Raw genomic sequence first — 14,655 nt, 5'->3', positions numbered from 1 at the left:
AGCTCAGCGCGATACGACCGCGAACAGCAAGAACAGCGTTCCCACGAGCGGCGGCCCCGCCTGTAGCAGCGCCGCCCGTCGCGAGGTCGGCAGGCTGAAGAACAGCACGATGCCGGCGCCCACCATGCTGAGCGCCGCGAACATCATGAGCGTCACCGCAACGGTGGTCGATACGCCGAGGAGCGCCAGCCCGACGAGCGCACCGAGCGCGAGGAACAGGTTGTAGAAGCCCTGATTGAAGGCCATCGGGCGGATGATGTCGGCGTGCTCCTGGCTCGGCAGACCGAAGGCCTTCCACGTCTTCGGCGTGCGCCAGGTCACGCTCTCGAGAAAGAAGACGTAGACGTGGAACGCCGCGGCGAGAAAGATAACGATCGATCCGATCACGAGCAGGACAGAGTGCATGCTCGGTAGTGTTGCATGCAATCGCGGAGGCGGACGAGAGGCTTAGCGGATGACCGCCAGAATGCTGAGGGCCCAGTGCTGCATCGCGGGTGGCGGCCCGGCCGGCCTCATGCTCGGATTTCTGCTCGCGCGCGCAGGCGTCAAGGTCGTGGTGCTGGAGAAGCACGCCGACTTCCTGCGTGATTTCCGCGGCGACACCATCCACCCCTCGACCATCGATCTGCTCGACCAGCTCGGGCTCAAGGAGCGCTTTCTCGAACTGCCGCACGACGATATCGAAACGCTCGACATCGTGGTCAGCGGCAACCGCATCCGCCCCGTCGACTTCAGCCGGCTGCACAAGGGCACCCGCTTCCTCGCGCTCATGCCGCAGTGGGACTTCCTCTACTTCATTTCGACGGAGGCGGCGAAGCACCCGAACTTCACGCTGCTGATGAGTACCGAGGTCACCGGACTGCTGCGCGAGGGCGAAAGAATCGTGGGGGTCACCGCAACGGATGTCGACGGCCCGCTCGAGATTCGCGCCGACCTCACCGTCGCCGCCGACGGCCGCTCCTCCGTGGTGCGGGAGGCATCCGGTCTCGTCGCCGAAGATTTCGGCGTGGGGATCGACGTGCTCTGGTTCACGCTGCCGAAGCCGCAGAACTCCCCACCGGCCACGCTCGGCTACATCGATCGGCACTCGATGGTGATCACCATTCCGCGCGGTGACCATTTTCAGGCCGGGCTCATCATCCCCAAGGGCGGCTTCGATGAGATTCGACAGGGCGGGTTGGATGCGTTCCGCCAGCGCCTCGTCGACACTGCCGCGTTCCTCGAGCCGGTGGTGCCGACCATCGCCGACTGGGATCAGGTGAAGCTCCTGTCGGTGCAGGTCAATCGACTCGACCGCTGGTATCAGCCGAGCTTCCTCTGCATCGGCGACGCGGCGCACGCGATGTCGCCGGCGTTCGGCGTCGGGGTCAACTACGCGATTCAGGATGCCGTGGCCGCCGCCAACTACCTGACGGTGCCGCTGCTGGGGGGCAGGGTGTCGGAGCGGGAACTCGCGCGAGTGCAGCGCCGCAGGCTGTGGCCGGTGAAGCGAATTCAGCCGATCCAGTTGCTCCTGCACAAGACCATTGCGCGCCCGGGCTCCGGGGTCGCGCTTCCCACTCCGCTTCCTCGGCGCACGCGACTGCTGCTGAAGATCGCGCTTCCGATCGTGCAGCGCCTCGCCGCTCGGCTGGTCGGGCGGGGATTCCGGCCGGAACGCGTGTCGCGCGAGCTGCAGCGGCTCTCGGCGCACTGACGGCCCGCCTCACCTTCGCGACAATGCTGGGCCTTGTTATCGATGCGGCCGCTGTAACGCGCGCATCGTTGACGCACGGGCGCATCATCGGCCGCAGCTGACCGAGTTACCCGTGAACGTCGACGACGAGACGGCCGCGCACCCGGCCGGCGAGCACGTCCTCTGCCCGAGCCGCGGCATCCGTGAGCCCGATCGTCGAGGTCATGCCGTCGAGCAGACTCTGGTCGAGGTCGGACTCGAGCCGCGCCCAGGCCTCCTCGCGCAGCTCCCGTGGCGCGAGCACCGAGTTGATACCGGTGAGCGTGACGGCCCGCAGGATGAACGGCATGACCGTGGTAGGCAACTCCGCGCTCTGCGCGAGCCCACAGCTGGCGACGGTGCCGCCGTATGACGTCTGCGCGAGCACGTTCGCGAGCGTCGAGCCGCCCACTGAGTCGATCGCCCCGGCCCAGTGCTGCGACTGCAGCGGCTTGCCGGGCTCCGACAGTGTCGCCCGATCGATGACCTCGGATGCGCCCAGCCGGCGGAGGTACTCGGCTTCCTCGGTGCGACCGGTCGAGGCGACCACGTGGGCGCCGAGTCGGGCGAGCAGCGCGATCGCGACCGAGCCGACTCCGCCCGCCGCGCCGGTGACCAGGATGTCGCGGCCCGGTGTCTCGCCCCCGACGATACCCGCGCGCTCGAGTGCAAGCACGGCGAGCATCGCGGTGTATCCCGCGGTGCCGATGCCCGCGGCCCGAGCCGCGTCGATGCCCTGCGGAAGCCTCACGAGCCAGTCGCCGTTCACCCGTGCCCGCTCCGCGAGACCACCGTGATGCGTCTCGCCGATGCCCCAGCCGTTGAGGATCACCCGATCGCCCGAGATCCACCGCGGGTCCTCGGATGCCGCCACAGTGCCCACCAGGTCGATGCCCGGCACGAGCGGGTACTGCCTGATGACGCCCGGCCTGCCCGCGATCGCGAGCGCATCCTTGTAATTGAGGCTCGAGTATTCGACGTCGATCGTGACGTCGCCGGGCATGAGGTCGTCATCCGTCAGCTCGGTCACCTCGGTCGTGACAGCGGCGTCACCCTTGCTCACCCACAGTGCGCGAAACATCCTTCCACGCTACCCGCAGGGTGAACGCAAACGGGAGGGCGGGGAGGGCGAGCGGCGTCAGCCGAAGAGGATGGCGGCCTCGTCGTAGCGGGACTGCGGCACCGTGTTGAGCGTGCCGAGCGCGTCTTCGAAGGCGACGTGGGTGATGTGGGTGCCGCTGAGCGAGACCATGCGGCCCCACAGCTGGTCCATGACGGCGTCGACCGCGGCCAGGCCGTAGCGGGTCGCGAGCACGCGGTCGTAGGCGGTCGGCGTTCCACCGCGCTGGATGTGGCCGAGCGTCGTCGCGCGCGTCTCGATGCCGGTGCGTGCCTCGATCTCGGGCGCGAGCAGGTCGCCGATGCCGCCGAGGCGCGGTCGTCCGAAGGCGTCGAGCCCGCGCTCGGAGTGGGCGTCATCCATCGTATCGAGCTTGAACCCCTCCGCCACGACGACGAGTGGCGCGCGGCCGCGGTCGCGAACGGACTGCACCCACTCAGCGATCTGCTCCATGCTCGTGCGGTGCTCGGGGATGAGGATGGCGTGCGCGCCCGCGGCCATACCGGAGTGCAGGGCGATCCAGCCGACGTGGCGGCCCATCACTTCGGCGACCATGCACCGGCCGTGCGAGTCGCCGGTGGTGCGCAGGCGATCCATGGCATCCGTCGCGATCTGCACGGCGGTGTCGAAGCCGAAGGTGTAGTCGGTGGCCGAGAGGTCGTTGTCTACGGTCTTCGGCACGCCCACGATCTTGATGCCGGCATCCGTCAGCCGCTTCGCGGCGGCAAGCGTTCCCTCGCCACCGATCGCGATGAGCGAGTCGACGCCGAGGCGCTCCATTGTGGCCTGCACGTTCTCGGCGCCGCCGTTGCCCTCGAAGGGGTTGGTGCGGGAGGTGCCGAGGATCGTGCCGCCCTGCTTGCCGATGCCCTGGATGTCCTTCCGCACGAGCGGAACGACGTCGCCTTCCACGACACCGCGCCAGCCGTCGCGGAAGCCCACGAACTCCTGCCCATAGATCTGGGTTCCCTTGAGAACCGCACCGCGGATGACCGCGTTGAGCCCTGGACAGTCGCCGCCACTCGTGAGGATGCCAATCGTCATGGCACCATCATTCCGTAAATTTCAGGGTTCTTTCGCCACGCCCATCCGCGTGGCCTCTTGCGCAGTTATGCGCGTCCGTGCGAGGCCCGGGAACGACGCGACAGCGAGTCGATGATCACGGCGAGCAGCAGGACCGCACCGGTGATCATGTAGCGCTCCGGGGAGCCGAGGCTCAGCAGCGTGAGGCCGCTCGAGATGGACTGGATGACGAGGATACCGAGGAGTGCGGAGAACGCGCTTCCGCGCCCACCAAAGAGGCTCGTTCCACCGATGACCGCGGCTGCGATCGCGTTCAGGTTGACGTCGCCGCCACCGCTACTCAGGCTCGCGGAGGTGAGTCGAGCCGCAGCGAGCAAGCCGCCGAGGGCCGCGAACAAGGAGGAGAGTGCGAAGACCGAGATGTAGATGCGGTTGACATTGATACCGGCCCTGCGAGCCGCCTCGACGTTGCCGCCGACGGCGTAGACCGAGCGGCCCCACTTCGTGCGACGCAGTGCGTAGTTCATGACGATCACGACGACGATGAAGAGGAGGAAGGAGACGCCAACCCCGCGGTCGGTGTTGAGGTACCACGCGGCGGCAGCAAGCACCACGAACAACAGAACGCTCTTGACGATCGTCTCGATCGGAGACGTGAAGGACAGCCCGTGGGCCTTGCGGCGCCTCGCCGAGAGATAGCCCGACAGCCCGTACGCGATCGCCGCGATCGCCGCGAGGGCGTAGGCCACGATCGGAGGGAGGAAGCTCTGCTGGGCGAATTGCACGACCCAGGACTCGAACGGGATGTTGATCGAGCCGTTGGGTCCCAGGATCCACAGCTGCAGCCCGAGGAAGCCGAGCAAGCCTGCGAGGGTGATGACGAAGCTGGGCACGCCGAAACGCACAAAGAGGAAGGCGTAGAGCAGTCCGATCGCGATGCCTGCCGCCAGAGCGACGCCAATCGCCACGGACACCGGCCAGCCGAGCCTGGTCATGCCCACACCGAGAATCGCCGCTGCGAGGCCACTCACGGAGCCCACAGAGAGATCGATCTGGGCGAGCAGAAGCACGAGCACGACGCCGACGGCGATCATTCCCGTCGCGGCGCACTGCAGCGCGAGGTTGACGAGGTTGTTGGAGGAGAGGAAGTCGGAGTTGAGAATCTGGAAGACAACCCAGATGATGATCAGTCCGACGACGACGGGCAGCGAACCGAGGTCACCGTTGCGAACGCGGCTGACGAAGGCGCGGATCGCGCCGCCGACGCCCGACGAGCTGATGAGGCGCTCATCCTGTTGGTCTATGGCGACCGATGACGTTGTGGGGGTCGACTCCGTCATGACTTGCTCTCTTCCTTGTTCTGTCCGGCGGCCCTGCGGGTGACGACGTTGTCGGTTGCGCCGGTGATGGCGGCGATGATCTCTTCATAGCTGACGTCGGAGACCAAGAACTCTCCGTTGTTGCGACCGAGGCGCAGCACGACGACGCGATCGGCGACGGCCTGAACATCCGCCATGTTGTGGCTGATGAGCACCACGCCGAGGCCGCGCTCGCGCAGCCTCTCGACCAGGTTGAGCACCTCTGCTGTCTGGGCAACGCCCAGGGCGGCCGTGGGTTCGTCGAGGATGACCACGGTGGGGTCACCGATGAGGGAGCGGGCGATGGCGACCGTCTGTCGCTGACCACCGGAGAGGGAGGCCACCGCGAGTCGCACGGAGGGGATCTTTGCGGAGAGTTGGCGAAGCAGCGTCCAGCTGCGTTCTTCCATCTCGACCTCGTCGAGCGCGAGGGTGCCGATTTCGCGGCCGAGGAAGAGATTGGAGACGACGTCGAGGTTGTCGCACAGAGCGAGATCCTGGAACACCGTGGCTATGCCGAGTTCCCGCGACACCGCAGGACTCGGGATGGAGACCACTCGATCCTGGAAGCTGATAGTGCCCGCGTCGGCGGGATGGACTCCCGCGAGAATCTTGACGAGCGTCGATTTCCCCGCTCCGTTGTCGCCGACGATGGCGACGACCTCGCCAGCATAGATGTCGAGGTCGATGCCGCTGAGGGCCTGAACGGCGCCGAAGCCCTTGCTGATGCCACGCAGGGACAGAACGGGTTCACCATGCGGGTTGGTCCGCGCCTGGGCGGTTGACTCCATCGTCACGATATCTCCTTGATTTTTCACCGGTTACGGTGAGGACAAAGTACAGCCGATCGGGAGCCGCTGCACGCGCAGCTCCCGATCGGCCTTTGCTAGGTGGTACTTACTTGATTCCGGCCTTCGCGCAAGCGTCCGCGTACTGCGTGGTGCAGATCTCGGATGCCTTGTACAGCCCGTCGGCTACGACCGTGGACTGAATCTTGTCGACGGTGACCGCGACAGGGTTCAGCAGAACGGAGGGGACGCCGTCCGTGGTCGTGTCGCTCTTCGGCTTCTTGCCATTGATCAGGTCAACTGCGGCCTGTGCCGCAGCTTCTGCCTCGGGCTTGAACGCCTTGTAGACGGTCATGTACTGCGTGCCGGCGAGGATGTTCTGCACGCCCGCGAGGGATGCATCCTGTCCCGTGACCGGCGGCAGCTTGGTGACACCAGCGGCCTGGAGCGATGCGATTGCTGCTCCACCAACGCCGTCGTTTGCCGCGTAGACGCCGGTGATCTTGTCAGCACCGAACTTGGTGATCTGGCCGTCCATCCAGGCCTGAGCGTCGGCAGGGGTCCAGCCGGGTGTGTCGAACTCCGAGAGCACCTTGTAGCCGCTCTTGTCGATGACCGAGTGCGCGCCCTTCTTGAACTGCGACGCGTTGTTGTCGGTCGGGGAACCATTGATCATCACGATGCCGCTGCCCGCGGGAACCCCGTCGGCCTTCAGCTTCTCGACGAGCGCGGTCGCCTGGAGCTCGCCGACCTTCTCGTTGTCGAAGGAGATGTACAGGTTGGCCTTGCCACCGGCGATCAGACGGTCGTAGGAGATGACCGGGACCTTCTTGGCGTTTGCCTCTGCGACGATGCTCTGTGCTGCCTTGCCGTCGAACGGGTCGAGCACGAGCACCTTGACGCCCTGCGTCAACATCGACTCGGCCTGCTGCTGCTGCTTGGCTGCGTCGCCGTCGGCGTTCTGGTAGATGACCGTGCAGTCGGCGCACAGTTCCTTGATCTTTGCTTCGAACAGTGGCTTGTCTGCGCTCGCGTAGCGCGCGGTCACGGAGTCAGGCAGCAGCAGACCGATCTTCGCTGAGGACTTGCCGGAGGAGTTATCTCCCGAACCGGAGTTGGACGAACAGGCTGCGAGAGTGCCTGCCGTGAGCAGAAGAGTTGCTGTGACGACAACTGCCCTCTTGATGGCTATCTTCATTGAAAAACCTCTCTAGTGGAACGCCTTCTTTGGCGGCTGGCATGAGCCTGTCACTCAGAGTTCTTGGCGTCAAGTCTTGAACTCAAGCTTTTCGCAATTGTGACATAGCCGATTGCGACAGTCCGACGGATCTCGCGTCGACGTCATCCCCACGTATCGTGGCGCGCTCAACTGCGTACATGATCGCCCCCATGAGCGCCGCGCGTTCCCCGAGTTGGCCCTGCACAACATCCGGTAATTCGTTCGGTTCCCAGAGCACCGAACGTTCCATGCTGTGGCGGAGCGGCCCGAGCAGAAGCTCACCAGCCTTGCCGAGGTCCCCGCCGATGACGACGTGTTCCGGGTCGAGCAGGTTGCAGATGCCCGCGACAGCGATGCCTATGTGCCTGCCCGCATCCGCTATTGCCCTGATGCAGTGTGGGTCCCCGGTCAGGGCGCGAATGACGACGTCCTGAAGTTTGATCGCCCCGGCGGTTGCTCGCACGCTCTCCAGAATCGCCGGGCCTCCGGCCAGGGCTTCGAGGCAGCCGCGGTTACCGCAGCGGCAGAGCGGACCGTTCTCGACGATGGTCACGTGCCCGAACTCGCCCGCCCCACGGCTGTGTCCGCGATAGACCCTGCCATTCAGGATGAGGCCCGCGCCGATGCCGTGGGACACGTCAACGTACAGGGCGCTCTCCTTGCCCCGCGCCGCGCCGCTGTGAAGCTCGGCTAGGGCGCCCAGATTCGCGTCGTTGTCCACGAAAACGGGGCGCATCGTGCGCCGGGCCATGAGGTCTGCGATCGGCAGACCGTCCCAGCCGCGCAGCAGTCCAGTGCGCGCGATGCGCCCGTTGTCGGAGCGGATGGGCGCGGGAAGCGCGATGCCGACGGCAAGGATGTCGTCGAAGCTCGCCTCGACGGACTCGAGCATGTCCGCGATCATCCTGGCCGCTCGATCGAGCTCGTTGTCGGCGCGATGATCCTTCGCGAGCGGCATGTGGTGCTCCGCGACGACGACGTTGGCGACGTCGGAAAGGGCCACCCACATGTGCCTCGCCGAGATATGGATACCCGCGACGAGCCCCAGCGCGTGGGCCAGCGTGACGTGCTGGGCGCGCCTGCCGCTGCGCGAGGTGGGGGTCGTGTGAAGCACGCCGGATGCCGACAGTTCCTTCACGATGTTCGACACCGTGGCGGGCGACAGGCCCGTGACGCCGGCGAGTTCTACCTGCGTGAGACCACCGTGATGCTTCACGGCATCCACGATTCTGCCTCGGTTGGCTTCACGAAGTGAAGTTTGGGACCCCGGCGTGGCCCTCAGGTTGCTCACGGCATCACCATACATGGCCGCCTCGCGGAGGGCAGTATGAGAGCCGAAATCGGCGGCGGTCGGCCGCCGGGTATTAGAGCGTGACGGTCTCGTTGCCGCCGATGTCCGGGCGCTTGCCCGTGACCGTGGCCGCTGCGATCTTGAGCAGGGTAACCGGCTTCGGTTCGTCGGCCGACCAGTACTCTGCCGCATCCGCGGTCACCTTGATCACGGCGACGGAGTCGTCTTCCTTGCCGTTCGGAAACCAGGCCTCGACCATCGGCGACCAGAGTTCATCGATCTTCGTTCGGTCGTGCAGCACCGACGCGGTCCCCGCAATAGAGAGGAAGCCCTTGCCCGACTCCATCGCGACGTTCACCTGGTTATTCGCGGCAATCTCGCTCGTCTTGTCGGAGGGATCCTGACTGAGGAACCACAGATCACCGTCGAATTCGGCTTTCTGAACGGCCAGCGGTCGGCTCACCAGCTGCCCACTCGCGGTCGTCGTGGTGAGAAGTGCGATCTTCGAGTTCTTGACCAGCATGGCGACCTTGTCGATTTCTTCTCTCGTAGCAGTCATGCTTCGCAAGCTATGCGCGCAAGCTGGAGGGACCCTCCGAGTTTGCGGCACGGGCGCTCCGAGCCGGCGGTGATGCGCTTTAGGCTGCGAGGCATGGGCTCGCTCATTGACGACTACCACGATGCACTCGGCCTCCCGCATCGGGAGGTCCCGCTGCCGATCGAGGAATTTCCGCTCGACTCGGTCCTGCCGGTGGCGCAGCTAGCGCTCGGTTCCGTCGCCGCTGTCGCCATGGCCGCCGAGCGCCGCGCGCAGGGTCGCGCCGCGCTTCCGCGACCGCCGCTGCGGCTCGACGCGCAGCGCGTGGCCGCCGCCTTCGCGAGTGATCGGCTGCTCAGAATCGGTGGCGAGGCGATGGATGGCTTCGCACCCTCCTCGGGCTTCTTTGCCGCCGCCGACGGCTGGGTGCGCACCCACGGAAACTACCCGCATCATCGGCAGCGTCTGCTGGCACTCCTGGGGCTCGGAGCGTCCGCGGATCGCGAGGACATCGTGGCGGCGATCGCCGAGCGGCCCGCGCAGGACATCGAAGATGACGCAGCACGCGCCGGCGCCATCGCGGTGCGCGTGCGCGCGGCGGAAGAGTGGGCCGCCTCGGATGCGGGTCGCGCGAGCTCGGCGGGCCCGTTGGTCTCCTCCCGCATCCGCGACGATGGCGGCGAGGTCGCCCAGACGCGGCGCGGCACCCCGCGGCTCCCGCTCGCCGGCATCCGCGTTCTCGATCTGACCCGCGTGTTGGCGGGTCCAGTGGCGTCGAGGACGCTCGCCCTGCTCGGTGCCGAGGTGCTCAGGGTCGATCCGCCGGAACCCTCCGAAATCGGATGGCAGCACCTGGATAACGGTCAGGGGAAGCGCAGCACCATCGTCGACCTGAACTCGAGCGCGGGATTCGCGAGGATGCAGCGGCTGCTGGACGGCGCGGACGTCTTTCTCAGCGGCTATCGCCCGGGGTCCCTCGACCGCTTCGGCCTGCGTCCACCGCCGGGGGTGATCGTCGCCAGGATCAGCGCCTGGGGCGAGGTGGGGCCGTGGGCTCCGAGGCGCGGCTTTGACTCGATAGTGCAGGCGGCATCCGGGATCTCGCTCATCGAGGGAAGCGACGATCGGCCCGGTGCTCTTCCCGCTCAGGCGCTCGATCACGGCACCGGATACCTGACGGCGGCCGCGATCATCGATGCGATCGCCCTGCGTGATCGCGATGGGCTCGGGCGGGAGCTGTCGCTCTCGCTGGCTCGCACGGCGCACTGGCTACTGGATGCGGAGCGCGGAGCACCGGGGGGGGAGTCCGTAGCGTGGCGCCCCGGGCTCACCGTGAGGCACGGAGACCTGGAAACGGTGAGGCCCGCTCTGGTGGAATTCGACGACTACGCGTGGCCGGCGCATCCGTGGGGAAGCGACCCGGCGTACTGGGAAGCGGATTCCGGGCACCCAGAAGGAGCCTGAACGTCAGGCCGAGCCCGTGGGCGCGAATGCTGAAGTCGCGTGCTCATCACACAGGGCGGCAGCGGCATGCTCGTCGCAGCTGACGAACTGCTCACGGCAGGAGGGCGCCCCCGTGGGTGAGTACGAGCAATTGACGGTGCGCCTGGTCGCGGTGCCGCAGGAGTAGCAGCGTCCGATCGTCACGGCGTCATCCGTGAAGTCCAGGGAGAGCCGGTTGTCGAAGACGTAGAGCGAACCCTCCCACAGACCGGAGTCGCCGAAGCGCTCGCCGTAGGTGGCGATGCCGCCGTCGAGTTGGTAGACGTCGGTAAATCCACGGTTGATCATGAGGCTCGAGAGCACTTCGCAGCGGATGCCGCCGGTGCAGTAGGTGACGACCGGCTTGTCCTTGAGATGGTCGTACCGCCCGCTGTCGAGCTCGGCCATGAACTCGCGGGTGTTGCTGACCTGCGGGACCACCGCATCCTTGAAGTGCCCAATGGCCGCTTCGATCTGGTTTCGGCCATCGAAGAAGGTCACCTCCTTCGACTCGACCAGCTCGTGCAACTGCTCGGGAGTGAGCCGCTGGCCACCGCCGACGACACCGTTCTCGTCGACGCGCAGTTCACCGGGTGCACCGAAGCTCACCAACTCGTCGCGCACCCGCACGCTGAGGCGCGGGAAGTCGCCGCCGTGTCCCTCGCTCCACTTGAAGTCGATGTCTTTGAACGCCGGGTACTCGCGCGTCTTCTTGATGTACCGCTTGACCTGCTTGAGCTCGCCACCGACGGTTCCGTTCATGCCGTCCTTCGACAGGATGATGCGCCCGCCGAGTCCGAGCGACTCGCAGAGGTCGCGCTGCCACAGCCGGATCGCATCGGGGTCGGCGAGCGGCGTGAAGACGTAGAACAGCAGGATCTTGGGAACGGCCATCGCACGAGTTTAAGCGCGGGTAGCGTTGACCCATGTTTCGCAGTTACGTGGCCATTGGAGACAGCTTCACCGAGGGCCTCGGCGATGAGTTGCCCGACGGTCGGCTGCGCGGGTGGGCCGATCTCGTTGCGCTGGGTCTGGCACTGCAACTCGAGGCCTCGGGTGGCGGACCTTTCCGTTATGCCAACCTCGCCATCCGCGGGCGCAAGCTCGCGCCGATCCTCGCCGAGCAGCTCGAACCGGCCCTGGAGATGAAGCCCGAACTGCTCAGTCTCAACGGCGGCGGCAACGACATCATGCGGCCCAAGGTTGCTATTGCGGATGTTGCGCGCACGCTCGAAGACGCGGTCGGCACGGCGGTCGACGCTGGAGCGCACGTGCTCTTCATCAGCGGCGGTGACCCCTCGGCGCACATCCCGCTCGGCTCGCTGCTGCGGCGCCGCGGCGAACAACTCGCACGCGCGGTGAGAGCGGGCCAGCCGCGCGACTCGGTGACCTTCGTGGACAATTGGGCGGACGAGGGGCTCGGCGACATCCGCTACTGGTCGGCGGACAAGCTGCACCTCAATGCGCTCGGCCACGCGAGGGTCGCCGGCAACGTGCTCACCGCGCTGGACGCTCCGGTGCCGCCCGAATGGGGCGTCGACGAGGTGGCGGCGGCCCCTCCGGGAGTCCGTTCGCGCAACACCTCCGCGTACTATCGCGAGTTCGTGCTGCCGTGGATCGGGCGGCGGCTCACCGGGCGCTCCTCGGGCGACGGGCGTGCGGCGAAGATTCCCACTCTCGAACCGGTGGATCCGAGCGCTGCCTGAGTCGGCATCCGTCGCCGGTGTTGTCGCAGCCGTGACGTAGCCTCGTTGCATGCAGCTCGAGTCGACGTACGCTCCCCGGGAGCCGGTCGACCTGCGCAGCACCCTCGGCCCGATCGGCCGCGGCCCCTATGACCCCACCCTGCGCTGGGAGGGCGGCAGCGTCTGGCTGACCATGCGCACGCCCGAGGGCGCCGCGACGCTGCACCTCAGCCGTGCCGATGGCATCGCGGCAACCGCGTGGGGGCCCGGCGCCGCGTGGGCGATGGCTTCCGTGCCGGAGTTGCTCGGGGCACACGACGACTGGTCTGAGCTCGACGTCTCAGCCAACTCGCTGCTCGTGGAGACGAGGCGACGGATGCCGGGGCTGCGCCTCGCCCGCACCGCGCGACTCTTCGCCGCTCTCGTGCCCGCCATCATCGAACAGAAGGTGACGAGCGTCGAGGCACTGCGCAGCTGGCGCAGGCTTGTGACGCAGTTCGGCGAGGAACCGCCAGGGCCCGCGCCCCTCGGCATGAGGGTCATGCCCACCGCGGAGGGGTGGAAGCGGATCCCCTCGTGGGAGTGGCACCGGCTGGGCGTCGGCCCGCAGCGTTCCGCCACGGTCGTGCGTGCGGCATCCGTCGCGGCCTCGCTGGAGAAGGCAATCTCGGTCCCCGCGGTCGAGGCGGTGAGCCGGATGCGGTCGATCAGTGGAATAGGCGTGTGGACCGCCGCCGAGACGGTGCAGCGCTGTCACGGCGACCCGGATCACGTGAGCATCGGGGACTACCACCTCGCGGCGTTCGTGGGCTGGGCGCTGCTCGGTCGACCGGTCGACGACGACGGGATGCTGGAACTGCTCGAACCGTGGGCAGGTCACCGCCACCGCGTGGTGCGATTGTTGCTCGCGAGCGGATTCCGCAAGCCCGCGTTCGGCCCGCGGATGGCGATCCAGGACCACCGCGGGCACTGAGTGGGGCGAGGCCGGGGGTTTCGATACACGCGCTGAGCGCGTTACTCAACCCGCCTGGGCGCGCTGAGCGCGTTACTCAAACCGCGTTGGGCCGTAGGGGAAGACGTGGTCGGGGTCGTAGCGCTTGCGTATCCGCGCAAGCCGCGCGAACGTCTCGGCGGGCCACGCGCTCGCGAAGTGCTCGGCCGAGCGGATGCGGCCGGCGAAGTTGATGTTGATCTCCGGAGACAGCCACGGCTGGATGGCCGCGAGCACCCCGTCGGTCACGGAGGGCAGCACTTCGGCGAAGAGCGAGGCATCCGGTGCGCCGATGAGATTGACGGCGAAGTTGCCGGTGCGACCACCGACCGCGGAACCGCCTTCGACATCCGTGTGGGTCGCTTCGCCGATATGGCGCACCTCGGTGAGGAGAACCGGGACGTGCACGCCAGCGCCCGCCTCAGCGAGCAGTGCCGTAGCGAAGTCCTGGTCAACGTGGGTGAGAAGCACGCCACGGTCCCAGCCTGCACCCGGCTCGTCGGGGTCGCTGTGGATCATCGCGACCTGAGCGGGCGGCAGCACGCCGAGCTGATCCATGTAGACCGGCGCGCTCGACCGCAGCGGCTCGGCGAGCCGCTGCCCCTCGGCAGCGGCGCCGGGGTACGCAAACCGGATGGCGAGCAGCGTGCGTCCGCGCAGCGGCTCGGGGATGAAGTCGAACGGAGGGAAGCGATAGATAGCGGCGCTCGTCGTGACATCGGCTGGTGCACTCGCCGTCCATTCCACCCAGGCGCGGAAGGCCTGCTCGATGTGCTGTTCCTCGAAGAACAGGGCTCCCGCATAGAGTTCGCTGAGCGCGACGAGCTGCACCCGCACTTCCGTGACGATTCCGAGCCCGCCTTTGCCACCGCGAAGCGCCCAGAACAGATCCGGGTTCTCGTCCGCCGTCGCCTCGACGAGTTCACCGCGGCCGGTGACGACGGTGAAGCCGCGCACGTAGTCCGACGCGAAGCCGTGGCTGCGAGAAAGCGGCCCGAGCCCACCGCCGGTGACGAGGCCGACGACGCCGACATTGGTCGACGAACCCGAGATCGGCGCGAGACCCAGCTGGGCCGCGGTCTCGACCACAGCGCCCCATCGCACGCCCGCGCCGAGCGTGGCGATGCCCGTCTCCCGGTCGATTGACACTTCGGAGAGGCCGCCCGTGGTGATCAGGACTCCCTCCGTGTAGGCAGCGGCGGCGCCGTGCCCGGTGGACTGCACGTGTACCGGCAGGCCGTGCTCGCGCGCGAAGAGCACCGCTTCGACGACATCCTGTGCGGTGGTCGCACACACGGCGACCTGGGGCGATTGGGTGACCGCCGTGTTGAACCCCGCCACATTCGCGGCAAAAGCGGAATCGGAGGGGGCGAGGACGAGGCCGCTGACGCGCGCACCAAGGACTGTGTAATCGGGCATGGCTAACGTTAGCGCCCGGCAACGCCG

14 protein-coding genes are annotated in these 14,655 nt (G+C 67.2%); 4 read left to right on the top strand and 10 right to left on the bottom strand.

Annotation, left to right across the window (positions count from 1 at the left end):
* Positions 1-3: 3 nt before the first annotated feature.
* A complete protein-coding gene (locus tag ABUA37_RS10005; RefSeq protein WP_349899052.1) occupies positions 4-405 on the bottom strand; it encodes a DUF1304 domain-containing protein in 402 nt (133 codons plus the stop codon).
* A gap of 49 nt (positions 406-454) precedes the next feature.
* Here ABUA37_RS10005 and ABUA37_RS10000 point away from each other — a divergent pair, with 49 nt between their 5' ends.
* Positions 455-1,696 (top strand): FAD-dependent oxidoreductase, encoded by a 1,242-nt coding sequence (locus tag ABUA37_RS10000; RefSeq protein ID WP_349899050.1) that lies wholly within the window; start codon positions 455-457, stop codon positions 1,694-1,696.
* A gap of 106 nt (positions 1,697-1,802) precedes the next feature.
* Here the strand turns inward: ABUA37_RS10000 and acuI are convergent, their stop codons facing one another.
* The 7 genes from acuI to ABUA37_RS09965 form a co-directional block, all read right to left on the bottom strand.
* Positions 1,803-2,795 carry an acrylyl-CoA reductase (NADPH) gene (gene acuI / locus ABUA37_RS09995; protein WP_349899048.1) on the bottom strand — a complete coding sequence of 331 codons (993 nt, stop codon included), beginning with the start codon at positions 2,793-2,795 and terminating at the stop codon, positions 1,803-1,805.
* Positions 2,796-2,852: 57 nt separating this feature from the next.
* Entirely contained in the window at positions 2,853-3,878 is a 1,026-nt protein-coding gene (locus tag ABUA37_RS09990) for a 6-phosphofructokinase (RefSeq protein ID WP_349899046.1), read from the bottom strand.
* A 65-nt stretch (positions 3,879-3,943) separates the two neighbouring features.
* Positions 3,944-5,197 carry a sugar ABC transporter permease gene (locus tag ABUA37_RS09985; protein WP_349899045.1) on the bottom strand — a complete coding sequence of 418 codons (1,254 nt, stop codon included), beginning with the start codon at positions 5,195-5,197 and terminating at the stop codon, positions 3,944-3,946.
* Positions 5,194-6,006: an ATP-binding cassette domain-containing protein gene (locus ABUA37_RS09980; RefSeq protein WP_349899316.1), complete on the bottom strand. Its 813-nt coding sequence runs from the start codon at positions 6,004-6,006 to the stop codon at positions 5,194-5,196. The genes ABUA37_RS09985 and ABUA37_RS09980 overlap by 4 nt, the downstream gene beginning before the upstream one ends.
* A 106-nt stretch (positions 6,007-6,112) precedes the next feature.
* Positions 6,113-7,201: an ABC transporter substrate-binding protein gene (locus ABUA37_RS09975; protein ID WP_349899044.1), complete on the bottom strand. Its 1,089-nt coding sequence runs from the start codon at positions 7,199-7,201 to the stop codon at positions 6,113-6,115.
* Between the two features lie 82 nt (positions 7,202-7,283).
* Positions 7,284-8,513 carry an ROK family transcriptional regulator gene (locus tag ABUA37_RS09970; protein ID WP_349899042.1) on the bottom strand — a complete coding sequence of 410 codons (1,230 nt, stop codon included), beginning with the start codon at positions 8,511-8,513 and terminating at the stop codon, positions 7,284-7,286.
* A gap of 73 nt (positions 8,514-8,586) precedes the next feature.
* Positions 8,587-9,072 carry a pyridoxamine 5'-phosphate oxidase family protein gene (locus ABUA37_RS09965; protein WP_349899041.1) on the bottom strand — a complete coding sequence of 162 codons (486 nt, stop codon included), beginning with the start codon at positions 9,070-9,072 and terminating at the stop codon, positions 8,587-8,589.
* A 93-nt stretch (positions 9,073-9,165) separates the two neighbouring features.
* Between ABUA37_RS09965 and ABUA37_RS09960 the strand changes: the two genes are divergently transcribed.
* Positions 9,166-10,515, top strand: coding sequence for a CoA transferase (locus tag ABUA37_RS09960; protein WP_349899039.1), 1,350 nt, complete (start codon positions 9,166-9,168; stop codon positions 10,513-10,515).
* Between the two features lie 3 nt (positions 10,516-10,518).
* Here ABUA37_RS09960 and trhO read toward each other — a convergent pair whose 3' ends face one another.
* Positions 10,519-11,427 carry an oxygen-dependent tRNA uridine(34) hydroxylase TrhO gene (gene trhO, locus ABUA37_RS09955; protein WP_349899037.1) on the bottom strand — a complete coding sequence of 303 codons (909 nt, stop codon included), beginning with the start codon at positions 11,425-11,427 and terminating at the stop codon, positions 10,519-10,521.
* 32 nt (positions 11,428-11,459) lie between these two features.
* Here trhO and ABUA37_RS09950 point away from each other — a divergent pair, with 32 nt between their 5' ends.
* Together ABUA37_RS09950 and ABUA37_RS09945 are read left to right on the top strand one after the other, a co-directional pair.
* Entirely contained in the window at positions 11,460-12,239 is a 780-nt protein-coding gene (locus ABUA37_RS09950) for an SGNH/GDSL hydrolase family protein (RefSeq protein WP_349899035.1), read from the top strand.
* 49 nt (positions 12,240-12,288) lie between these two features.
* Positions 12,289-13,191 carry a DNA-3-methyladenine glycosylase family protein gene (locus ABUA37_RS09945; protein WP_349899033.1) on the top strand — a complete coding sequence of 301 codons (903 nt, stop codon included), beginning with the start codon at positions 12,289-12,291 and terminating at the stop codon, positions 13,189-13,191.
* A 72-nt stretch (positions 13,192-13,263) separates the two neighbouring features.
* On the opposite strand, the gene ABUA37_RS09940 is transcribed toward ABUA37_RS09945, so the two are convergent.
* Positions 13,264-14,628, bottom strand: a complete 1,365-nt coding sequence (locus ABUA37_RS09940) for an FAD-binding oxidoreductase (protein WP_349899031.1) — start codon at positions 14,626-14,628, stop codon at positions 13,264-13,266.
* Positions 14,629-14,655 lie beyond the last annotated feature (27 nt).

The sequence above is a fragment of the Parafrigoribacterium soli genome, assembly GCF_040227235.1.
Classification (GTDB): Bacteria; Actinomycetota; Actinomycetes; order Actinomycetales; family Microbacteriaceae; genus Parafrigoribacterium_A; species Parafrigoribacterium_A soli.
This window is presented reverse-complemented; position numbering and strand designations above follow the sequence as displayed.